The sequence below is a fragment of the Nocardia sp. NBC_01730 genome, assembly GCF_035920445.1.
In the GTDB taxonomy this organism is placed as follows: Bacteria; Actinomycetota; Actinomycetes; order Mycobacteriales; family Mycobacteriaceae; genus Nocardia.
This window is the reverse complement of record NZ_CP109162.1, coordinates 7,854,237-7,875,909: the sequence shown is the minus strand read 5'-3', so window position 1 is coordinate 7,875,909 and position 21,673 is coordinate 7,854,237. Positions and strand designations below refer to the sequence as shown.

The window sequence follows — 21,673 nt, the reverse complement described above, 5'->3', positions numbered from 1 at the left end:
GTGACAACCCAACTCGCGGAAAAGCTGTCCGAAGACGAGCTACGAGCCATCGCCGCACGCGGCGCGGCCGAGCTCGACGGCGCCTCGGCGAGCGAACTCCTGCAGTGGACCGAAGACACCTTCGGTGCGAGCTACATCGTCGCCTCCAACATGCAGGACGGCGTGCTGGTGCACTTGGCCGCCGAGGTCCATAAGGACAAATCGGAGGCGCTGTCGGTGCTTTTCTTAGACACCGGCTACCACTTCGCCGAGACCATCGGCACGAGGGACGCGGTAGAGGTGGTGTACGGGGTGAACGTGATCGACGTCCGCCCAGAACACACTGTTGCCGAACAAGATCGGCTGCTGGGCATGGATTTGTTCGCCCGCGAGCCGAACGAGTGCTGCCGGCTGCGCAAGGTCGCCCCGTTGCAGAAATCGCTCGCCGGGTACAACGCCTGGGTCACCGGCATCCGCCGGGTCGAGGCGCCGACGCGGGCGAACGCGCCGCTCATCTCGTTCGACGAGGCGTTCGGGCTGGTGAAGATCAACCCGATCGCGCCGTGGTCCGACGACGAGATGCAGGACTTTATCGAACAGCACGGCATCCTGGTCAATCCCCTGGTGGAGGAGGGATATCCGTCTATCGGCTGCGCTCCGTGCACACGAAAGCCGGAGGCGGGATCCGATCCGCGAAGCGGCCGCTGGGCCGGCCTCGCCAAGACCGAATGCGGGTTGCACACAGCATGACCGAGTCAGGGCCCGGAGGAGGCAGCATGCGTAACCACGCAGGGCACCTCGGGCATGCAAAGAAAGACACAGCATGACCGAGTCAGGGCCCGGAGGAGGCAGCATGCGTAACCACGCAGGGCACCTCGGGCATGCAGAGAGGGACACAGCATGACCGAAACCATCCCAAGCGAACGTTTCCTCGGCATCAGCGATTTCGACACGCTCGCCGCGCTGGAGTCCGAGTCGATCCACGTCTTCCGCGAGGTGGCGGGCGAGTTCGAGCGGCCGGTGATCCTGTTCTCCGGCGGCAAGGACTCCACCGTGCTGCTGCACCTTGCGCTCAAAGCCTTCTGGCCCGCGCCGCTGCCATTCGCGCTGCTGCACGTGGATACCGGGCACAACCTGCCCGAGGTGCTCGAGTTCCGGGACAAGGTGGTCGAGCGCTACGGCCTGCGCCTGTACGTGGCCAAGGTGGAGGACTATCTGGCCGACGGGCGGCTCACCGAGCGTCCCGACGGCATCCGCAACCCGCTGCAGACCGTCCCGCTGCTGGACGCGATCAGCGAGAACCGCTTCGACGCCGTATTCGGCGGTGGCCGTCGCGATGAGGAGCGCTCGCGCGCCAAGGAGCGGATCTTCTCACTGCGCAACGCGTTCGGACAGTGGGACCCGAAGCGGCAGCGCCCGGAGCTGTGGAACCTCTACAACGGGCGGCACGCACCGGGCGAACATGTGCGCGTATTCCCGCTGAGCAACTGGACCGAGCTGGACATCTGGCGCTACATCGCCCGCGAGGACATCGATCTGGCGAGCATCTACTACACGCACGAGCGTCCGGTGTACCAGCGCGACGGCATGTGGATGACGCCGGGAGTGTGGGGCGGCCCGCGCGACGGCGAGGTGCTGCAGACCCGGTCGGTGCGCTACCGCACCGTCGGTGACGGATCGTCCACCGGCGCCATTCTTTCCGAAGCAGCCGACAACGACGCGATCCTCGCCGAGGTCGCCGCGTCTCGTCTGACCGAACGCGGTGCGACTCGTGGGGACGACCGAGTGTCGGAGGCCGCGATGGAAGACCGCAAACGAGAGGGTTATTTCTGACATGTCCGACCTATTGAGGCTGGCCACCGCCGGTTCTGTCGACGACGGCAAGTCCACTCTGGTCGGACGCCTGCTCTACGACACGAAATCCGTACTGGCCGACCAGATCGACGCCGTCACGCGCGCGTCGGTGGACAAAGGTCTTGCCACACCTGATCTTTCGCTGCTCGTGGACGGGCTGCGCGCGGAACGCGAACAGGGCATTACCATCGATGTCGCCTATCGCTACTTCGCTACGCCGCGGCGTTCTTTCGTGCTCGCGGACACCCCCGGGCACGTGCAGTACACCCGCAACACCGTATCCGGCGCGTCCACCGCGCAGCTGGTGATCCTGCTGGTCGACGCGCGCAAGGGCGTCATCGAGCAGACCCGCAGGCACGCCGCGGTGCTCGCGCTGCTCGGCGTGCCGAAGCTGGTGCTCGCGGTGAACAAGATCGACTTGGTCGACGACGCCGCCACCGTGTTCGCCGACATCTCCGCGGAGTTCACCGAACTCACCGGCAGGCTGGGCTGGTCGAGCGAGGACGTGCTGGAGATCCCGGTATCGGCGCTGCACGGCGACAACATCGCCACTCGCTCGGACAACACCCCGTACTACAGCGGTCCCTCGCTGATCGAGCATCTGGAGTCGGTACCGGTCGACGCCGACAGTACCGGCAATCACGCACTGGGACTCCGGTTCCCGGTGCAGTACGTGATCCGGCCGCGCACCTCCGAATACCCGGACTACCGCGGCTACGCGGGACAGATCGCGGCGGGCACGGTCGCGCCGGGCGACGAGATCGTCGTGCTGCCCTCCGGTATCCGCACCACCGTCGAGCGAATCGACACCCCGGACGGCGAGCTCGCGGTCGCGCAGACCGGCCGCAGCGTCACACTGATCCTGGCCGACGAGGTCGACGTCTCGCGCGGCGACATCATCGCCTCGGTCGCCGACGCGCCGGAGCCGATCGACACGTTCGACGCGACCGTCTGCTGGCTGGGTGACAAGCCGTTGCGACCCGGCGCACGCCTGCTGCTCAAGCACGGCACCCGAACCACCCAGGCGATCGTCGGCACTCTCCTCGAGCGCTTCGACGAGCAGCGCCTCGCCGCCGACCCGAATCCGGAGTCGTTGGCGCTCAACGACATCGGGCGCATCTCGGTGCGGGTCGCCGAGCCGATCGCGGCCGACGACTACCGGGTGAACCGACACACCGGCAGCTTCCTGCTGATCGACCCGTCCGGCGGAAATACGCTGGCCGCCGGACTGGTCGGCGATGTGCTGACCGCGGTCGAGGTCGGCGCCGGAGCCTGAGATGCCGCCCACGCAAGCCCCCTTCGGCGCCGCGCCGACCGTGCGCCGGTCCGGCCCGGCGCCATCCGGCGCCGCGGCAGTCCGGGTTACCGCCCGATCGGGTTATGCGACCACCTGGCTCGGCTACCCACCCGCCATGATCGGTGGTGTGACCGCCTCGAAGCCGCCCGCGCTGATCGCAGTGGCCCACGGCAGTCGTGATCCGCGGTCGGCGGCGACGGTGTCGGCGGTCGTCGCCGCCGTCGCGGCCGCACGCCCGGATATCGATGTCCGGCTCGCCTTCCTCGATCTCAATGCGCCCTCGGTCGAGCAGGTCGTGGATGGTGTCGCGGCCCAGGGACACAGGCACGCGGTGGTGACGCCGCTGCTGCTCGGCAGCGCCTTCCACGCCAGAGTGGACCTGCCCGGTCTGCTCGATACGGCCCGTGCCCGTCAGCCGCAGCTGCGGCTGACCCAGGCCGACGTACTCGGCCCGGACATCGGACTGATCGCCGCATTGCGGGATCGCGTCCTGGCCGCCTGCTCCGCGCGAGATGCCGTGCACCCCTTGGCGGATCGTCGCCTCGGCATAGCGGTCGCGGCGGTCGGCTCGTCCTCGGCCACCGCCAATGCGCGCACCGCCGAGGTGGCCGGTCGGCTCGCCGCGCTCACCGGATGGCGCACCGAGATCTGCTTCGCCACCACCGAACCGTCGGTGGCCGAGGCCATTGCGGCACTGCGTGCCGATGGCGCGGGCCGCGTTTTCGTCGCGCCCTGGTTCCTCGCCCCCGGCCGGCTGACCGACCGCCTGGTCGGCGCGGCGCCGCACGCGATCCACGCCGACGTCCTCGGCCCACACCCGGCCCTCACCGACGTCATCCTGGACCGCTATCACACGGCGATCGCCGAACCGCACGCGCTCTCGGCCTGACCGCGGGGTTTCTGCGGATCACCGAAACGGCAGCCGCAGAGGCTGAGGGTGTGATCAGCATCCGGCCACTGCGCGGCACGCTCAGCTCAGGAGAATGCCCTGCTGCAGATCGTTGAGCTTCGCCGACGGATCCATTCCGAGTTCTTCGGCAGCAGCCGGCATTCTTCGGCAAGCAGCCGATGCGTATCGGCGTCCGGATAAGTGCGGACGCGGTGCCACATGGCGATTCGAAGCTGCGGCTGGTTGCGCTCCCGTCGATCCCAACTAGCTGCCCTGCGCTGCTACGCAAAGCCTGAACGTCTGCGTGATCGATACTCGAGGCGGCATGGATCGCCCGGATGTCGCCTGCGAGCCGCGCCGACCCGATACGTCCCGCTTCCTCCACTGCCGCGAAACCAAGCGCGGCACCATCGACGGGATCGCCGCTCTCTGAGACCGACCGATGGAGCGACGCCGCGGTGGCGACGATCACCGGGTGCCCGTTGCCGGACGACTGCTGCGCGGCGACGACTTCGTTCTGCCGCAACGCCTGACCGATCATGGCGAGGATGGCGGCCTCTTCGGCCTGCGATTCCGACCGCCGTGGGGCGAGACGACCAGGGCGTGTCTCGAAGTCGGTTGAGGGCGGGATGATGGCCGCTCTCAACCGACTCGAGTATGCCCGCCCTAGGATTCCGACACTTTCACGAAGCGCTTGGACAGGGAAGCGGGTTCCGCGATAGCGGATTCCAAGGCCAGCACAGGTGTGATCCGGAAGGATTGTCGCGGTCCGAGGTCTTTGACGAACGGGAAGTTCCGGTTACCCGCCTTCTGCAGTTTGGTCCACCTTCCGCCTAGGTGCCGTCGGAATGTCTCGCCGAGGTACCACGCCGCACCGTCCCTGAACCTTCTGCGCTCCGGCCCGCCCAGTTCGGCGGGGGACGGCACGGACCCGCGTAGCACCTCCTCGAGAACCGGAAGGGTCGCGGGGTCGAAGTCCCATACGAGGTCGGCACCATAGTCGGCCACCCATGCCGGGAATCCCGCCTCCTGTTCGTCCAGCCAGGCTCGGAGAGCGTCTGTTTCCTCTTTCGGATCGTCCGCCATCGTCCGCTCCTTTTCCGGCCGCCACGACGGGTCCGTGGCACGGTGGGCGGCGACAGCGCGCAACCAGCGATCGAAGGCCTGGGTCAGCCGGTCGCCGGATCGGGCGGCCACGGCGTCGATCACGAGATCCAATGGCGCGACCGGCGCCAGCGCGAGCGCGGGATCCGCGCACACGACCGGCCCGTCCCCCCTTCGGAGTGCTGGTCGGTTCTGTCCCCAGGACCACTTCCCTCCCGCCGCGCGCATGAGGGTCTCACCGACATAGGCGGTCAGGCCGTTGAGGGTCTCTGGCGGCGCAATCCGTTCCAGGTCGTTCGGTGAGGCGAAGCGCTTCAGGATCTCTTGCTCCAACTCTGCAAAGGAGTGCCGCGAGTAATCGAGCCGGACCCCACTGTCCTTCAGGTCTCTATCGCTCAGGCCGAGCAGGAGAAAGAAGAGCCCGTCATGCCAGGACTTAAGTGGGTCCGATACCATCGCTGCTCCGTTATCCGTCGAATTGGCAAGCCTCGCTCGAGCGATACTCTCACATCCCAGACCCGGAGCTTGCGCACGGAATCTCCATAATTGGTGCCGGTTCTCCGCCCAGCTTTGCTTCTTGCTGGTGTCGTCGCCAGATCGACGTACCGGTCGAGCACGACTGCGGTCATGGCGGCCTGGAGCCACCCTCAACGGCCCGCGCCGCGGCACCCCGGATCAGCTCGTGCGGAACTCCCATGAACGCGAACGAGCTTGTGCGACAATGTGTTCCGTTCGCAATCTGGCCGCAGGCCCGAGCGTGATCGACACGCACGTTCGACCTCACACTCGACATGATGACCCCGCACCACCCAGGCGACGGGTGTGCAGAAAGCACAAAGCCAGCCCGAAAGTGTGTGCCCTCAGGACCTTTCCGACCTTGGAGACGGCCATTATCCTCATACTCCATAGCAATTCGAAAATGGTCGAGGTCACGGCTGCGACCATTAAACATTTCACATGGCAACGCGCTTCCGAATCGGGTGATCCGTATATGCCTGGACAAGGATGTCCGAGAGTTCACCGAGCGGTTCGGGCCCTTCGCGGCCCCCTCGATGTGGCCGTTTCGGCGGCACAGACGCCATCCGAATTTCTTTTCCATGAATTACTTTTGCGCTCGCGGTCTCCTGAGGAGGAAATATGGGATTCACCACAGGAGATCTTCCGCCGGTCGACCCGCCGACGTTCCAGCAACGACCCCTCGTGGGCCGGATGTGCGTAGTTACCACACACTGGGTCGAATGCGGGTTCAGCGCACCGAAAATGGTTCACACTGTCTATATAGTCAAATTGCCCTTCCTCTATATCGGCGGAATCATGCGCCGAGGACGAAATGAACCAGTTCATACCCTGGCCCGCCCCGATTACCCGCACTCAACTCCTGACCAGCTATCCGCCCGACGTCGCCGACGTAGCCATGCACCAGCCACTCGGGTTCCGGGCCATGCACTCCCAAGGCCGGGAACTTCTATCCCCCATGCTCCGCAGCGTCCGTCCCGACATCGACAAGTACGTGCTGCGAGAGGCCGAGTTCAGCTGCAGCAGCTTGGTCGCCTTCGACTTCGGCGACAACCATCTACGCGGCGAATGGCTGATTGCCGCCACCCTACGCCGCTGCCATTTTTGCGCCAAGTGAATTCCTGGTCGCCTTGATCGAATCTCAGCCCATGCGCAACACTACCCAACGCGATAATGTCATCGACGCCGCACTCGGAACGATCGAGACCGGCACCGACCGGGTCGCCGACGCGGTCGCCGAACAGCTCTGGTTGCCCAACAGCCCGATTCCATGCGACGTGGAGTGGGTGTTGGACTCGCATACCGACCCGGTCTTCAACCAGACCGATCTGCAGGAGTCTCTATGCACGACCCCGCATCCTCGACCGCCGAGGTTCGGCGGACGTGATCACAGCCGTTGTCGTCGTCGGCGAGCCCGATGGCTCGCCGCAGCCGTCCGCGTATCCCGGCACGGTGTCGAAGGTCGACTGGCGGAGACAGTCGACCGTCATCCACCGCAGTCGGCGAAGTTCGGCACTGCGGCATCCGCGGACACCTCCTCGTTCGCGAGTCACGCAGGAGGCGCACCTATGACCGCCTTTCCCAGCCCGCCCCATCAGCGCCAGTTGTCCCAGGTCCCGGCCATGGACGATGCCGTCGCGGTCATAGCGGACATCGCACGCACGCTGAAGTCGCGCGAACGGGAGATCGCCCAGGCGATGAGCGCCATGATTGCGCGAGAAGTCGACCACCTCGACAACGACCCACGATTGGTGGAGATGTTCGAGGCCAGTGTGCACGGCAACGTCACCACCCTCATCCATGTCTTAGCCAACGATATTCTCGTCGACCATTTGCAACCCACCACCGCGGCCGTCGAAAACGCATTACGACTCGCCCAGCGCGAAGTTCCGTCCCATTCGCTGGTACGCGCGTACCACATGGGCCAGAACGACATGCTGCGGATTTGCCACGATGAGATCGATCGCCTCCGCCTGCCTGCGCCACTCGCGCTCGCCGTCGTCAAGAGGCTCACCGAGATCATCTACACCTACGTCGAATGGATCACCCTCCACGTCTTGGACGCCTACGAGGCTGAGCGCAGCCGGTGGACGAACGCCCGCGGCAGCGTGCACTCCTCCACCGTGTACGCCGTGCTGTCCGTGGACACAGCCGATACAACTGCCTTCGAGACCGAGACCGGCTACCAGCTCGACCAAACCCATCTGGCTCTCATCCTGTGGCGCCCCGGCCATGAGCAACCGAGCACCCTGAACCTCCTGGACACCCAGGCGCGGACGCTCGCCCGTGGCCTGCACGCCGAGGGCCCGGCACTGGTCACCGCCATCGACCGCCACACAGCATGGGCGTGGCTACCGTTCGGCCACCGCTACCCGGTGATCAATACCACCGAACTGCACGCCATGGTGGATCCCGCCGACGGGGTGCGACTGACGGTCGGACTGCCCGGACACGCACTCGGCGGATTCCGCCGCTCTCATCAACAGGCCATCGCCGCATACTTCGTCGCCGGCGTTCCCGGGATCCCGTCCTCGCATACAATCGTCGGCTTCGGCGATCCCGGTGTCGCCGTCGTCTCCTTGCTGGCCAAGGACCTGGACTCCACCCGCGCGTGGGTCCGTGAAGTCCTGGGCGAACTGGCCGTCGACACCGACCAGGCAGCCACTCTGCGCCGCACCCTCAGCACCTACTACACCACCAGCGAAAGCCATGTGCGCACTGCCCAAATCCTCACTCTGCACCGCAATACAGTCAAATACCGCATCACCAAGGCGATCGAGGCCACCCGCGCCGGCACCGCCCCACATGACAAACTCGATATCGCGCTGGCCTTGCAGGTCTGCCACTTCCTCGGTGCCACCGTCCTACGTCGACCGTCCTGATTATCTGCCAATTCTGCATGCAGGGTACGCGGTGCTACCTCACCGGCAGAAAAGCGTTACGAATACCGCGAAATGGATGACGTCGGAATCATGGATTTCGATGTGGGCGAATGCGGTAGGTCACAGCGAGTATTTCGGCGCGAGCGGCCGACAATAGAACGACCAGTGGTGGGCGATCTCCTTCGATCGAGGTCGGGGCCGGCGGCGAGACCATTCGCCGGGTTGATAGGCATTACCGCCTGCGTTACGAAATTCTTTGCGATCCGAACTGATTCGATTTCGAGAAGGATAGTCTGTTGATTGAGGAACTGGTGACGGTTCGCATTCTGGCCGGTGTAGCCGGACTCAACCTCGCTCTTATGTCGGGGATGGTCAATGGCACCGTGGATAGTTTGAATTCCAGGAGGGCGAAAATACTGGCGGATCGTGGTGTCACACGGCCGACACCCATTCAGCCAGTCGTACTAGGTGTCAGCGGAGGGGCTATCGGGGCCGCCGCCGCAGCTTTGGGAATGAGTCGCACGCAGCTACGTCAGATCGCCGTCGATCATCCGGCAAGCGAAGTAGTCGGCAACCGAAGCCTTCGCGCGATGTTGACCAAACGCACGCTCTACCCCGATGCTCGCCTACGCGAACTCGCACACGCGGTTGTCGGCGATCGGACGTTCGCTGATTTCGTGCTGGAACCGAACCTGGCTCGGCGGCAGCCGTCGGGGATCGTTTCCTCGTTGATTATTCCAGTCTACTCGGGTGAGCACGGCACGTTATTCCTTCCACAGGATTTGCCGAAGCTGGGCTTGACCGATATGCCCGTCGCCGATGCACTGGTCGCGGCGACACGGATACCGGGGGCCTTCCCTGCCGCCACCGCGCTCGATCACATCTTCGACGGCGGAACACACCATCGTGTCCCGTGTGAGGTATTCGGGTCTCATCCCGCGCTCGTTCTCGACCTCTACGGCCCTGAGCCGCACTACAGCCGCGGCGGGCTACTCCTCCCATTGGCCCACTCGTCACTGCCGATGATTTCCCGTCGTCCACGACCTTTCCGTGACGAAAATCTTTGCGCGCGAACCATTTTCGCCGAATTGCCATATGGGTCGGCGCTGCAATCCCCGACGCGTTCGCCCGAGGAGCTCTTCGACCACGGGTACGACATCGCGGCAACGTGGATCGACACCCGCACCACCGACCAACTCTTCGCCGTCGTCGATCCAGATGTACTCGGTGAGCTGATGCTGGTGTCACCGGCCGAAGATGCCGCGGCGCTCGGAGCGCGGCAATAGCGGTAGACCGGGACATGAGGTGCGGATGCTTGTCGCTTCGCGTTTCACGGTGGCTTCAGCAGCGCCGGTGAGGCCCCGAGCCCGCGGCGGATTTCTGTCGATCCCGCCCTGCCTGCCCTATGGCACTCGACGGCAACGAGTGAACGCTCCAAGCATTAGAAAGGACTCCCGTGGCGATCACGGACATAAAGACGTTTTCCCATCTGAACCAAGCAGATATCGATGCCCTGTGCAAGAAACTGGACGCGATTCGTCGAGACATCGAATTGTCACTAGATAAACGCGATGCCAATTATATTCTGCGTGCGATCAGAGCACAGCGAATGCTGGAGTTGGGCGGACGATTGACGTTGTTCGCGAGTCGAAAGCGACCGGCATGGCTGGCGGGCACAGCGATGTTGGCTCTCGCGAAGATCATCGAAATGATGGAGCTCGGACACAACATCAGCCACGGTCAGTGGGATTGGATGAACGATCCGGAGATTCATTCCACGTCGTGGGAGTGGGATTTCGTCGGTACGTCGGCGCATTGGAAGCGGTCGCACAACCACTTCCACCACACATACACCAATGTCTTCGGCATGGACGAGGATCTGAGCTTCGTCGTCATGCGAATGACTCGTGACGAACCGTGGCGTCCGGTTCACCTGTTCCAACCGGTGTCGAGCCTAGTTGTCGCGGCGTTTTTCGAGTGGGCGATCTCGGTGCACGACTGGGCGCTGGAACGCCGGTTCACGCACACATCGCGCCAACGCCAGCGGTTGTTATCGAAGCCGAACAGGGAGTTCGCGCAAAAGATCGCCCGTCAACTCGGCAAAGACTTCGTCTTCTATCCGGCGCTGACAGGTCCAGCGTTCATACAAACGCTCGGCGCCAATGCCACCGCGCTGCTGCTGCGGAACCTGTGGTCGTTCATCGTCATCATGTGCGGGCACTTCCCCGACGGTGCGGAGAAGTTCACTATCGAGGAGTTCGACAACGAAACCCGTGGTGAGTGGTATCTCCGGCAACTACTCGGCACCGCCAACTTCGAGGCGGGGCCGGTGCTGGCATTCATGTCAGGAAATCTCAGCTATCAGATCGAGCATCATCTGTTTCCCGACCTGCCGAGTAACCGTTATGCCGAGATCGCGGTGCGGGTACGTGCGCTGTGTGACGAATACGACTTGCCCTACACCAGTGGTTCGCTGACCAAGCAATTTTTTCAGGCATTGCGGACGGTCCACAAACTTGCGCTGCCCGATGGGTTGTTGCGTCGCACCGTTGACGACGCGCCTGAGACCAGATCCGAACTCAAATTCATAGGCGTATCGAGCCAGCATGCGACATCGGATCGGCTTCCGGCTGACCCCGTCACCGGCAAGCGCCGTGGCCTTCGCACGGCACTCGCCAAGGTCAAATCAATACAGTCGGACAGTAGCGGTGCACACTCGCGCTCTTCGCGGGGAACCAAAATCCGGGCCGTCGGCAAGCCGAAGAGCTGCGGCTGGTAGGTCGTCAAAGGCAAACTCGTTGGAACGACCCGCCAACGCGACGGCGAACCACGCCAGCGGCGATTGGCGCGGCTGCCCGCTTCGGCGGCTTACCGTGTACAGGATCGGCAAATCCATGCCCCTGGTCGAGGGTGCGCCGCCGACCGGGTGATAGAAACTCAGCCGGCCGGATCGGCGCCACCTCCGCCGCGGTCAGCAGTGCAGGGGCGCACGCGAGCCCGCACCGAGCTCAGCGAGCGTGACCTTCCGCTAGACCTTGAACGAGCCGCTGACCACCGCCGCGCCGACCGCCGACCGCCGACCGCCTGTCGCCTGTCGCGCCTCGTCGTGCTCAGTGCAGACGCCTCGCTCGCCGCAGGCGGGACCGGTTGATGGCGATCGGTGAGTGGTCGGTCAGCATATCCCGCTCGTCCGGCCGTCAGCGGTCGGCCGGTAGCGGTCGACCAGTTCGGCGCCGAGGCGGGCCAGTTCGACACGGACGTCGGGCGGACCGAGGACTTCGAGCGAAGCGCCCCATCCGGCCAGTTGCTGAGCGATCATCCACGCGGTCGGGGCGGTGATGCGGACCTGGACGCGGCCGTCGTCGGTGGGGCCGTCCACGACGCAGTTCCTGCCCTGCTGGTCGCGCAGGACGGGCAGCAGGCGCTCGGGGACGAGAACGGTCGCGGCGGTGGTCGCGCGGCGCTGTTCCATCTCGTCGACCACCTGCTCCCAAGCGACAGAAAGATCGAAACCGGCGGGGCGGTGCGACTTTTCGTCGGTCGGGATCGCCTCTGCGATGCGATCGACACAAAAGGTCCGCTGCCCACGCTCGGTTCCAGCCACCAAGTACCAGATGGCGTCCTTGTCGACCAGACCCCATGGGTCGACGAGACGCTCGGAGCGCTCGCCTGCCCGGTCGGCGTAGTGCAGCCGAACCTTGGTGCGCTGCACCACCGCTCGCTGCAGCAAGGTCACGACCGGCGGCAGCTGCCGGTCGTTCGCACCCCAGCGGGCCTGGTCGATCACGATGGCGTCGGCCGCCGCCTCCGCGTCTCCGCGAAAGGGTTGCGGCAGCGCCCGGACCAGTTTGCGCAGCGCTGATTTCACCTCCGGCACCGCGCCCGCGGACGGACCTGCCAGCAGGAACAACGCACGCGCCTCCCCCGCGGTCAACCCGCTCAGGTCGGTGCGCGCACCGCCGACCAGCGTCCAGCCACCGCCGCGACCGGGCTGCGGGTACACCGGCACACCGGCCGCCGACAGCGCCTCGAGATCGCGGCGCGCGGTGGCCACCGAGGTCTCGAGTTCCGTGGCGACCTGCGCGGCGGTCACCCGTCCGCGGGTCTGCATCATCAGCAGGATCGCCACCAATCTGTCCGCTCGCATGCACACAATTCTGCCGAAAAAAGTGCTCATTTGATGAGCACTTCAAGTCGGATGATGGTTTCACAAACACGAACGAGCACACCGAAGGAGATCTGACATGCTGCGAGGAATGGCGACGAGCACCTTTTACGCCGACGACCTGGAGGCCGCGAAGGACTGGTACACCGAGTTCCTGGGCGTCGAGCCCTACTTCCATGTTCCCAACGGCTACTACGAGTTCCGCATCGGCGACTACCAACACGAATTCGGCATCGTGAACCGCGCCTACGCGCCGGCGGGTGCGCGCAACGAGCCGGGCGGCGCCATCGTCAACTGGCATGTCGACGATCTGCGGGCAACGGTCGACCGGCTGCTCGAGCTCGGCGCGAAGGAGTATGACCCCATCACCGAGCGCGGCGCAGGCACAGGTTTCGTGACCGCCTCTGTGGTCGACCCGTTCGGCAACGTCCTCGGCCTGATGACGAACCCGCACTACCTCGAGATCCTCGCCGAAACCGGCCCGGCGTAACCCGAGCCGCGGCGGATGGCGCCGGGCGGGTATTCGTTTGCGGGCGCCGTGCCCCGCAACGCTTCCCAACCGGTCGCCTACACCGCGACACCATCTCAGGTGGGACGACATCGGCGGCGCGCCGGGTAACCAAATGGTTGCGGTTCGATCTTCGTCATATGATCGGCCGCACACCCGCCGTCGCTGCACAGACGGCATCCGGCTTGGTCAGGCTTGGAAGGACACCGTATGGTCATCCGCGCCCGAGCAGTACACGGCGCCTTGGGCGCCGATGGCGTCACCGGCACAGCAAACACCCCGGACATGGTCCATGGGGACGACAAGTCCATGCAGGACCGGGCGCTCGCCGATAGCCGCACACGCGGGGAGTTGTCCGCCGAAGGACGTGACGAGCTGGACTCGACCCGGATCATGCCACCGCTCGACGTACTCGGCCGCGCCGGCATCCTGCCCCAACCCGACGCGCTCGGCCATACGCACATCCTGCCGCCGCTGGAGCTGTTCAGGGACGACGACACCGCACCGCTGCCCGCCCGCCACCCGTGGGCGACGCAAGTCGTGATCGGCACCGCGACGGCGGTGGCGGTCGCGCTCGTGACGATCGCCGGGTACGCGCTGGTCGGTCGGGCCGCGAACGGTGACGCCACAGTCGCAACGGAGCAGGTGCGCAGTGCGGCCGATACCGTCACCCGCAAGGGCACTGTGGTGACCGAGGGCGGCTCGGCAACAGCACTGGTGTCGCACAGTGCGGGCAAGATGGTCGTCTCGGCCGTCGGCCTGCCCACGCTGGACCGCGAACACGGCTACCAGCTGTGGCTGATTCCCACCGCAGGCGCACCGCGATCGGCCGGAATGATGCACACCGCGGGCGGGCGCACCGAGCAGGTGGCCGACCTGCGCGACGACACCGCGTTCGTCGTGATCACCACCGAACCCACCGATGGTTCGCTACAGCCGACCACGCCGATCGCGGTCCGGATCGACCTGGCCTGAGCAGTCCATGCTTTCACCACTCCGACCACGATCGGCGTGAGCCGACGAAAGGGCGACCACGTCAGGCATGGAACCAACGCTCCAATACGGTCGCGACGCCGTCCTCGAGTACGTGGTCTGTGACCTCGTCGGCAAGGCTCTGCACTTCTGCGGGGGCATTCGCCATCGCCACGGAATGCGCTGCCCAACGGAGCATCTCGCGGTCGTTGTAGCCGTCGCCGATAGCCAAGGTCGCGTCGTGCGGAATGCCGAGGGACATGCGCAGCCGCTCCAGCGCCCACCCCTTGGACACACCCTGACGGGCGACGGTCAGCCACGGGCCGAACTCACCGTGCACCCAGCTCGCTCCCGGCACCTGGAGGGTGCGCAGCGCACGGAGCATCTCCGCCAGCGAACCGGCCGGCCACCAGCCGTTCAGCCGCGGGGTGGGTTCGCTGCTCAACGCGTGGTGGTCGACGAGCAGGTACTCCCCGATCGAGAACTCGCCCGGACTGATACCGGTGGCCCAGGTTCCGATGCCGACCTTCTCCACGGCGAAGATCATTTCCGGGAACAGCGCACGCAGCGCGGTGACGGCCGGTGCGGGGTCGAAGGCCTGCACGGCGACCGGCTCCGCCTTCGCCACGTCGATGTGCACCGCACCGTTCGAGCACAACGCGTGCCCTTCGTACAAACCGAGTTCGGTGAGCACCGGACGCGTCGTCAGCAGGGTGCGCCCGGTCGTCACCACGACATGCGCGCCTGCCTCGACGGCCCCGCGCACGGCAGCGATCACGCGCGCACTGACCGGTGTCCCGGTGTCCAGCAGCGTCCCATCCACGTCCAGCGCGATCAGCTGGGGTCCCCCGGATACCACCAGCCCATTGTGCCTCCGGAGCCCGGCGCTCGTCAGCAGATCAACAACACCGAGATCTCCACTCGCGCCCGAGGATTCGGCGCCGACTCGGCCAGGGTCTAACGACCGCGAGCCCCGCCCCCGCCTGCGCCACCGACGCCACCGGAAAACGAACCGCCCGGCGAGTTTCCGGCCGAAGACGCACCACCGGAAGACGGACGCCCAGAACTACCACCCGACGTAGACCCACCGGACGACGCACCGCCGGAGGTCGACCCCCCGCCCAAACCAGGACGCCCCGCCGCACCACCGGAAGACGAACCGCCCGGCAAGTTTCCGGCCGAAGACGCACCACCGGAAGACGGACGCCCAGTACCACCACCCGACGTAGACCCACCGGACGACGCACCGCCGGAGGTCGACCCCCCGCCCAAACCAGGACGCCCCGCCGCACCACCGGAAGACGAACCGCCCGGCAAGTTTCCGGCCGAAGACGCACCACCGGAAGACGGACGCCCAGAACTACCACCCGACGTGGAGCCACCGGTCGACGTTCCTCCTGTGGAATTACCCGACGACGCACCCGCGGGACCACCAGTAGAACTGTCCGAGGAGGAACCACCTGTCGAGAAACCTCCGGAGGTGGTACTGCCGGGGGTGCCGTTGCCCGAAGATGTTCCACCGGTTGAGGTTCCATCAGACGTTTCCGACGACGCGCCACCGGTTGAAGCGCCGCCGGAGGAGGAGTCGCCCGGTGAGGTCGTGCCGGAGGAGCCGCCCTGGTTTCCACCATCCGTTCCGGATGCCGGAGTGCCGGACACACCCCCGGGGGATGGAGCGTCGGTCGAATGACCCGGCGTTGTCGCGCCGGGGACGGTCGGGGTGGACCCGGGATTCGGGACCTGAGGTCTCGAACCTGGCTGGGGCGCGGGTGCGGTCGCGCCCGGTGCCGGGACCGGCACCCCTACAGACGGTGCGGGCGGCGTCTCGGTACCCGACGCGGGCGGCCGAGCAGGTACCGGCGGCCGACCGGGCACGGGAGGCTGAGCGGGCACCGGCGGCTGAGCAGGCACCGGCGGCTGAGCAGGTACCGGCGGCCGACCGGGCACGGGAGGCTGAGCGGGCACCGGCGGCTGAGCAGGCACCGGCGGCTGAGCAGGCACCGGCGGCTGAGCAGGCACCGGCGGCTGAGCAGGCACCGGCGGCTGAGCAGGCACCGGCGGCTGATCGGGGACTTCAGGAATGCGGTGGACGAACGGACCGAACGGCAGTGGGTTTACGAAATAGGCCGGGTTCGAATACGTCCCGCCTCGGGATCCCTCCGGGCCGCAGCAGGTTCGAGGTTCGCGATGCGAGCCGCCCGGAGAGTCGGGCGCCGAAGGGCCATACGTCGTGCTGCGGGGCGCCGGCTTGATGAACCGGCTGTACGCGGAGGCTCGCGGCGAAACGAACGAGGGCATCACCTGCCCTGAGTTCCATCGCACGGGGCCGGCCATCCAGGACCATGCCTCGGCGGCCTCGCCTCGCGCGTCGTACAACATGGCGTCGGTCGGCGCGTCGATATCCGGTAGGCGGTCGAGCATCGGCGACAGGTCGGGAACCGTGGGACCGCCGAAGACGGTGACTGCCGACATGGCGACCGCGGAAACCACAGCGGCGCTGGATAACACGGCCACGCGCGGCGCGACGGCCCGACCGCCGGACGCGCCGAGTGCCATGGTCCGCGCCGCCATGAGGGCGGCGCCTGCTGCGACAGTCTGCCCGGGGTCAGCCGAAATCACCACGGGGCGGCCGAGTTCGGCGAGCGTGCACGCCACTTCGGCGGGCCGGGACGCGCCACCGACCAGGAGGACACGACCGATGTCGGACATCGTGATCCCTGCCTCCCGGACGCAGGCACGAACCACCTCGAGCGAGTCCTGCACATGTGCGGTGCGCAGCCCGTCGATGTCGACGATCGACGTCATCGACACGCCCGCGGACCGGGACGTGGCGTTCGGGGCGTACCGCGCGATCATCGACCCCAGCGGCCTGCCGCCGAAATCGTAGGAGCGTACCGGCTTTCCGATCATCGGATGGTTGTCCCAATCCGGGCCGACGCGCACGACGGTCACGTCGAGGCTGGTGCCGCCGAGGTCGTAGACCAGGACGAAGCTCGACTTCAGCGGGCCCTGCTCGTGTTCCAACCATTCGGCCGCCGCCACCGGTTCGGGAACCAGCAGCACATCACCTCCCCCGGATAGGTCCAGTGCCTGGCGCAGCAGCGCGACCTGCTTGTCGGAATAGCTTGCCGGATAGGTCGCTATGACACCGGACGCGCATGCGCCGGGCTCGGCCGCGCGCAGTTCGTTCACCACCGCGGCAACGAGGTTGGCGGGCGACCAGATACGGCCCCCGACGATCACGGGATCCGGGTCGCGGCTCAGATCGGCGAAATTCTGCACCGCCATGGCGAACTGGGAAATTCCGCCGATACGGAGCCCACCTGTGCTGTCGAATGTCACCGCAGTGCGCCGCGAACGCACCACGGGACGAGTGTGCTCTCCGGTGACCGAAGCCGTCACGGAGTTCACTGCACCGATGCTGAAACCCAGACCTGTGGCCATCTGCTATCCCGTCAACGCACCGTGACCACGTCCATCACATCGGAGAACCATGTGGCCGCGGTCGTCTTCCAAACAGCGAGTACAGGTTAGCTGCTTCGGGTCAATACATATGCGCAATTGATATGCAGTGTTTCGCCGCTCGCGATGATTGCTCTGAATCGCCAGGTAGAAGCATTGAAGGACATGAGTTCAGCGCCCTCGACACACCAATTCGACTGCACACCGCATGTTTCCGCTACTTCATAGCGATTGACATATTGCGGCCTTAACCCAACCGGAGGACGGCTTTCCCGGCCAGAACCACACCACGTGGTCGACACCTACCGGTCGGTAACCAGATCATTGCCGCCGCAGGGGATTTCATGGAGCGGCCACGCTGGAGCGACTATTGATACGTCAAACGCGAAGTCCGATATACGCCAGCCCCGGCCGCTCCCGACCGCTTGACTCGACAGCGCGACCCACCGCCGAGGTGAGATCGCGCGAGTGGAAAGGGAGTGGAGAGATGGGAACACGATTCGCCGAGCAGGTCGTCCTGGTCACCGGCGCCAGCTCGGGAGTGGGCAAGGCGGTGGCGATGCGGGTCGCGAGCGAAGGCGCCGCGGTCGTGCTCGGCGCGCGTGGCAAGGACGCGGGCGAACAGGTGGCCGCCGACATCCGCGCGTCCGGTGGCCGGGCGCTATTCGTGCCGACCGATGTCACGGTGGAGCAGGACGTGGCGCGTCTGACCCAGGCGGCGCTGTCCGAGTACGGCCGTCTGGACGCGGCATTCAACAATGCGGGCGCAGTGCACGCGTTCGGGCCGATCGAAGCGATCGAGGAGCCGGGCTGGCGCGCCGACTTGGAGCTCAACCTCACCAGTGTGTACTACGGCCTGCGGCACCAGGTTCCCGCGCTGGTCGCCTCAGGCGGCGGGGCAATCCTGAACAACGCCTCGAATCTCGGTGTGGTCGGAATGGGCTCGGTGGCGCCGTATGTGGCGGCCAAGCACGGCGTGGTCGGGTTGACCAGGGCGGTGGCGTTGGAGGCTGCCGACAAGGGTATTCGGGTCAACGCACTGGTGTCCGGGGCGGTAGACACACCGGCGTTCCGGAACTCGATGGGTGCGACGCCCGAGGGTGTGGCGACCATCGCGGCGCTGCACCCGCTGGGCCGGATCAGCACGCCGGAGGAGATCGCGTCGTTCTGCGCGTACCTGCTCAGCCGCGAGGCGAGCTTCGTCACCGGTGCGGCGCTGGCCGTCGACGGCGGGTTCACCGCGCGCTGACCATCCAGGTTCGGTCGCCGCGAGCGCCGAAGGCCGGACACCTGATCCACGCCTTCATCGCGTGGGCCTGTGGCCGAAACAGCGGACGCTCGAAGCGAAATATCGCGATATGGGACCTCGAGGTACCGGCGGTGGTGGTACCTCGAGGCGGGCTTCGGTCAGGTGCGGGCCAGCAGACGGCGGACCCGGCTCGGGCGAGCGACGGCTCCCCCGGCGTGGACCGCGGGCCGACGCCGACGCACCAGGCGGTCGAACTCCGCCGCGGTGCCGGTGGGTTCGGGCAGCCGGCCCGCGTTGAAGTCCGCGGCGAGCTGCCGCACCGTCTCCTGCGCGCAGGACTTGTTGGTGCCGATGAAGCCGGTGGGACCGCGCTTGATCCAGCCGGTGACGTAGCTGCCCGGCAGCACCGCACCGCCTACGCGGTCCAGCACCCGCCCGTCCTGGTTCGGAATCACGGCCGCGCTCTCGTCGAACGGCAGACCTGGCACCGGAACGCCGCGGTAGCCGACCGAGGTGAGGACCAAGCCCGCGTCGAGCCGATCGGTCGCTCCCGTCGCCACCGCGCGGACGCGTCCGTCCGGATCGATGACGAGGTCGGTGCGGCCGACCTCGATGCCGGTCACCCGGTCGGTGCCGAGAATCCCGGTGGGTGCGGACAGGTACCGGAACACGATCCGCTTGCCCTTGCCGCCCGGGCGGGTGCGCAGGCTGTGCAGCAACCGCAGCTTCTGTTCGACCTGATAGGGCAGCTCCGCACCGAGCTCGGGTAGCTCGCCCTCGATCACGACGTCCGCATCGGAGCCGAGCAGTCCGACGAATTCCGGCACGGTGAACGCGGATTCGAGCGGACCGCGGCGGCCGAGCACGACCACTTCCTCGAGCTTGCTCTCCCGCAACGCGCGCAGCGCGTAGGGGGCGATATCGGTGTCGGCCAGCGCGTCGGGGTCGCTGGTCAGAATGCGCGCCACGTCCAAGGCGACGTTGCCGTTGCCGACGATCACCGCACGCTGCCCGGACAAGTCGAAGACGCGGGCGGCGTGATCGGGATGCCCGTTGTACCAGGCGACGAAGTCGGTGGCCGAGACGCTGCCCGCCAGCCGTTCACCCGGGATGCCGAGTTTGCGATCCGACGACGCACCCACCGCGTAGATCACCGCGTGGAAGTGGTCGAGCAGTTCGGCCTGCGAAATGTGTGCCCCGATCTCGACATTCAGGTATGACCCGAACCCCGGCTGCGCCGAGATCACGTCGAACAGTTCGCTGACCTTGCGGGTCTTGGCGTGGTCGGGCGCGACGCCGTGCCTGGCGAGCCCGTAGGGCACCGGCAGCCGATCGAACACGGTCACCGACACATCGGGCTGCGTCAGCAACTCGTCGGCCGCGTAGATCGCCGACGGCCCTGACCCCACGATCGCTACCCGGAGCGGCTGCCGCTCGGTATGAATCTCCGCGGCGGGGACCGGGCGCGCCAGCAGCGGGCGCGGGCGCGTCTGGCGGTAGAAGTCCGCGTTGATCTCGATGAACGGCTTCTGCTCCTCGGTCAGCTTCTTCGATGACACGATGGCGTCGACCGGGCACGCGCTGGCACAGGCGCCGCAGTCGACGCACGCCTCGGGGTCCACGTACAGCATCTCCGCCGTCAGAAAGTCCGGTTCGTCGGGTGTGGGATGGATGCAGTTGACCGGGCAGGCGTACACGCAGGACGCGTCGCTGCAGCAGGACTGGGTGACGACGTAGGGCATGGTCGGCTCAGGCGACCTTGCTCGCGGCGCGCCGCGGCTCGGAGCGGTACCGGGTGGTGTGGCCATCGATCTGGAGCAGCTTCCAGACCGCCTTGGCAGCCGGGTTGATCAGCCCGATGTCCTTGGCCAGGGTACGCACATCGCAGAAGTAGTCACTGAAGACCTGTTTGGCCTCCCCGGACCCGTAGAAGAGCTCCTTGCGTACCTTCCCCGGGATATCGAACTTCTTGAAGAACGACCGTGGCGGCGTCACGATGGCGCGCCCGAGGATCCACATGACGATCGGCATGGCCAGCGACAACACGAACTTCTGGCCCGGTTTCGTCTGGGGCACATGGTTCTTCAGGAACTCGTGCGCAAAGGAGATGTGCCGCGCCTCTTCCGCCACATGGATGGCCATGACCCCGCGCATGATCGGGTGCACCTCTTCGCCCGAGCGCAGGATCTGTTTCTGGATGTGGTCGATCGGCTCCTCACCGGCCAGCACCGCCATGAAGAACAGGTTCGGGAACCAGGCCGCCACCGGCGCGCCCAAGTACTTGAACTTGCTGACCAGCGGACCCATCCCGGGAACGTCCAGCCCGATCCGGTTGACCATCTCCTGGAACATCAGCGTGTGGTTGTGCTCCTCGATCATTTCGTGGGAGCAGTACCGGAACTCCGGCGATCCGTTGGGCAGGCCGAAGTTATGGATAACCATGCCGCTGATCAGGATCGACTCGAACTGCAGGCCGACCTTGGCGATATTGGACTGCCGATACTTGCCGACCGCGATCTTCGCTTCGGTCGGCAACGCCTGGTACCAGGGGTGGCGGCCGAGGGTATCGGCGGACACGGGCAGGATCCAGCGATTTTCACCTGCGTCGACAGCGAAGTCGGGGTTGTCCCAGTCGATGTCCTCGAACGGGTCGAAGTGCTTGTCGACCGATCCCTCGGAGAGCAGCAGCAGCTTCGCGGCGTATTCCTGCGCCTTCGCCAGATCGGGATCAACTGTGGGCGTCACGGCTGTGGACATCGTCGTCACTGCCTCTCCTGGGTGGGACTTTTACCTGTA

Annotated in this window: 17 protein-coding genes and 2 pseudogenes; 13 read left to right on the top strand and 6 right to left on the bottom strand. The window is 66.1% G+C overall.

The window, feature by feature from the left end:
- From OHB12_RS32755 to OHB12_RS32735, 5 genes are all read left to right on the top strand, one after another.
- A complete protein-coding gene (locus tag OHB12_RS32755) occupies nucleotides 1-729 on the top strand; it encodes a phosphoadenylyl-sulfate reductase (RefSeq protein ID WP_327113888.1) in 729 nt (242 codons plus the stop codon).
- Between the two features lie 150 nt (nucleotides 730-879).
- Complete coding sequence (gene cysD / locus OHB12_RS32750; RefSeq protein WP_327113887.1) at nucleotides 880-1,812, top strand: sulfate adenylyltransferase subunit CysD; 933 nt, start codon at nucleotides 880-882, stop codon at nucleotides 1,810-1,812.
- A 1-nt stretch (nucleotide 1,813) separates the two neighbouring features.
- Entirely contained in the window at nucleotides 1,814-3,109 is a 1,296-nt protein-coding gene (locus OHB12_RS32745; protein ID WP_327113886.1) for a sulfate adenylyltransferase subunit 1, read from the top strand.
- A 136-nt stretch (nucleotides 3,110-3,245) separates the two neighbouring features.
- The gene (locus tag OHB12_RS32740) at nucleotides 3,246-4,019 is read left to right on the top strand and encodes a sirohydrochlorin chelatase (RefSeq protein ID WP_327121687.1); all 774 of its coding nucleotides are present in this window, start codon (nucleotides 3,246-3,248) and stop codon (nucleotides 4,017-4,019) included.
- 475 nt (nucleotides 4,020-4,494) lie between these two features.
- Nucleotides 4,495-4,641, top strand: coding sequence for a hypothetical protein (locus tag OHB12_RS32735; RefSeq protein ID WP_327113884.1), 147 nt, complete (start codon nucleotides 4,495-4,497; stop codon nucleotides 4,639-4,641).
- Nucleotides 4,642-4,685: 44 nt separating this feature from the next.
- On the opposite strand, the gene OHB12_RS32730 is transcribed toward OHB12_RS32735, so the two are convergent.
- A complete protein-coding gene (locus OHB12_RS32730) occupies nucleotides 4,686-5,579 on the bottom strand; it encodes a hypothetical protein (protein ID WP_327113881.1) in 894 nt (297 codons plus the stop codon).
- Between the two features lie 681 nt (nucleotides 5,580-6,260).
- On the opposite strand from OHB12_RS32730, the pseudogene OHB12_RS36520 reads away from it, so the two are divergent.
- The 5 genes and pseudogenes from OHB12_RS36520 to OHB12_RS32710 all read left to right on the top strand — a co-directional run.
- Nucleotides 6,261-6,428 (top strand): annotated as a pseudogene (locus OHB12_RS36520) (DUF3556 domain-containing protein); the annotation flags it as partial.
- 46 nt (nucleotides 6,429-6,474) lie between these two features.
- Nucleotides 6,475-6,934: pseudogene (locus OHB12_RS32725) on the top strand (DUF3556 domain-containing protein); the annotation flags it as partial.
- Nucleotides 6,935-7,207: 273 nt separating this feature from the next.
- Nucleotides 7,208-8,521 (top strand): PucR family transcriptional regulator, encoded by a 1,314-nt coding sequence (locus OHB12_RS32720; RefSeq protein WP_327121685.1) that lies wholly within the window; start codon nucleotides 7,208-7,210, stop codon nucleotides 8,519-8,521.
- 359 nt (nucleotides 8,522-8,880) lie between these two features.
- A complete protein-coding gene (locus OHB12_RS32715; protein WP_327121682.1) occupies nucleotides 8,881-9,807 on the top strand; it encodes a patatin-like phospholipase family protein in 927 nt (308 codons plus the stop codon).
- Nucleotides 9,808-9,977: 170 nt separating this feature from the next.
- Entirely contained in the window at nucleotides 9,978-11,300 is a 1,323-nt protein-coding gene (locus tag OHB12_RS32710) for a fatty acid desaturase family protein (protein ID WP_327113879.1), read from the top strand.
- A 393-nt stretch (nucleotides 11,301-11,693) separates the two neighbouring features.
- On the opposite strand, the gene OHB12_RS32705 is transcribed toward OHB12_RS32710, so the two are convergent.
- Nucleotides 11,694-12,668, bottom strand: coding sequence for a helix-turn-helix transcriptional regulator (locus tag OHB12_RS32705; RefSeq protein ID WP_327113877.1), 975 nt, complete (start codon nucleotides 12,666-12,668; stop codon nucleotides 11,694-11,696).
- 97 nt (nucleotides 12,669-12,765) lie between these two features.
- On the opposite strand from OHB12_RS32705, the gene OHB12_RS32700 reads away from it, so the two are divergent.
- Together OHB12_RS32700 and OHB12_RS32695 are read left to right on the top strand one after the other, a co-directional pair.
- Complete coding sequence (locus OHB12_RS32700) at nucleotides 12,766-13,176, top strand: VOC family protein (RefSeq protein WP_327113875.1); 411 nt, start codon at nucleotides 12,766-12,768, stop codon at nucleotides 13,174-13,176.
- Between the two features lie 228 nt (nucleotides 13,177-13,404).
- Nucleotides 13,405-14,169: an anti-sigma factor gene (locus OHB12_RS32695; protein ID WP_327113873.1), complete on the top strand. Its 765-nt coding sequence runs from the start codon at nucleotides 13,405-13,407 to the stop codon at nucleotides 14,167-14,169.
- A gap of 61 nt (nucleotides 14,170-14,230) precedes the next feature.
- Here the strand turns inward: OHB12_RS32695 and OHB12_RS32690 are convergent, their stop codons facing one another.
- Together OHB12_RS32690 and OHB12_RS32685 are read right to left on the bottom strand one after the other, a co-directional pair.
- A complete protein-coding gene (locus OHB12_RS32690) occupies nucleotides 14,231-15,025 on the bottom strand; it encodes an HAD family hydrolase (RefSeq protein ID WP_327113871.1) in 795 nt (264 codons plus the stop codon).
- Between the two features lie 98 nt (nucleotides 15,026-15,123).
- Nucleotides 15,124-17,577, bottom strand: a complete 2,454-nt coding sequence (locus OHB12_RS32685) for an Hsp70 family protein (protein ID WP_327113869.1) — start codon at nucleotides 17,575-17,577, stop codon at nucleotides 15,124-15,126.
- A 538-nt stretch (nucleotides 17,578-18,115) separates the two neighbouring features.
- On the opposite strand from OHB12_RS32685, the gene OHB12_RS32680 reads away from it, so the two are divergent.
- Nucleotides 18,116-18,877 (top strand): SDR family NAD(P)-dependent oxidoreductase, encoded by a 762-nt coding sequence (locus OHB12_RS32680; protein ID WP_327113867.1) that lies wholly within the window; start codon nucleotides 18,116-18,118, stop codon nucleotides 18,875-18,877.
- A 158-nt stretch (nucleotides 18,878-19,035) separates the two neighbouring features.
- On the opposite strand, the gene OHB12_RS32675 is transcribed toward OHB12_RS32680, so the two are convergent.
- Both OHB12_RS32675 and OHB12_RS32670 read right to left on the bottom strand, forming a co-directional pair.
- Complete coding sequence (locus OHB12_RS32675; protein ID WP_327113865.1) at nucleotides 19,036-20,619, bottom strand: FAD-dependent oxidoreductase; 1,584 nt, start codon at nucleotides 20,617-20,619, stop codon at nucleotides 19,036-19,038.
- Nucleotides 20,620-20,626: 7 nt separating this feature from the next.
- The gene (locus OHB12_RS32670) at nucleotides 20,627-21,634 is read right to left on the bottom strand and encodes an AurF N-oxygenase family protein (protein ID WP_327121680.1); all 1,008 of its coding nucleotides are present in this window, start codon (nucleotides 21,632-21,634) and stop codon (nucleotides 20,627-20,629) included.
- Between the last annotated feature and the right edge of the window lie 39 nt (nucleotides 21,635-21,673).

Excerpts from the sequence above, each read along its gene's own strand:
- OHB12_RS32675 (WP_327113865.1), bottom strand. The coding sequence starts at position 20,619 with ATGCCCTACGTCGTCACCCAGTCCTGCTGCAGCGACGCGTCCTGCGTG.
- cysD (WP_327113887.1), top strand. The coding sequence starts at position 880 with ATGACCGAAACCATCCCAAGCGAACGTTTCCTCGGCATCAGCGATTTC.
- OHB12_RS32680 (WP_327113867.1), top strand. The coding sequence starts at position 18,116 with ATGGGAACACGATTCGCCGAGCAGGTCGTCCTGGTCACCGGCGCCAGC.
- OHB12_RS32745 (WP_327113886.1), top strand. The coding sequence starts at position 1,814 with ATGTCCGACCTATTGAGGCTGGCCACCGCCGGTTCTGTCGACGACGGC.
- OHB12_RS32670 (WP_327121680.1), bottom strand. The coding sequence starts at position 21,634 with ATGTCCACAGCCGTGACGCCCACAGTTGATCCCGATCTGGCGAAGGCG.
- OHB12_RS32705 (WP_327113877.1), bottom strand. The coding sequence starts at position 12,668 with ATGCGAGCGGACAGATTGGTGGCGATCCTGCTGATGATGCAGACCCGC.
- OHB12_RS32730 (WP_327113881.1), bottom strand. The coding sequence starts at position 5,579 with ATGGTATCGGACCCACTTAAGTCCTGGCATGACGGGCTCTTCTTTCTC.
- OHB12_RS32720 (WP_327121685.1), top strand. The coding sequence starts at position 7,208 with ATGACCGCCTTTCCCAGCCCGCCCCATCAGCGCCAGTTGTCCCAGGTC.
- OHB12_RS32700 (WP_327113875.1), top strand. The coding sequence starts at position 12,766 with ATGCTGCGAGGAATGGCGACGAGCACCTTTTACGCCGACGACCTGGAG.
- OHB12_RS32715 (WP_327121682.1), top strand. The coding sequence starts at position 8,881 with ATGTCGGGGATGGTCAATGGCACCGTGGATAGTTTGAATTCCAGGAGG.
- OHB12_RS32740 (WP_327121687.1), top strand. The coding sequence starts at position 3,246 with ATGATCGGTGGTGTGACCGCCTCGAAGCCGCCCGCGCTGATCGCAGTG.
- OHB12_RS32695 (WP_327113873.1), top strand. The coding sequence starts at position 13,405 with ATGGTCATCCGCGCCCGAGCAGTACACGGCGCCTTGGGCGCCGATGGC.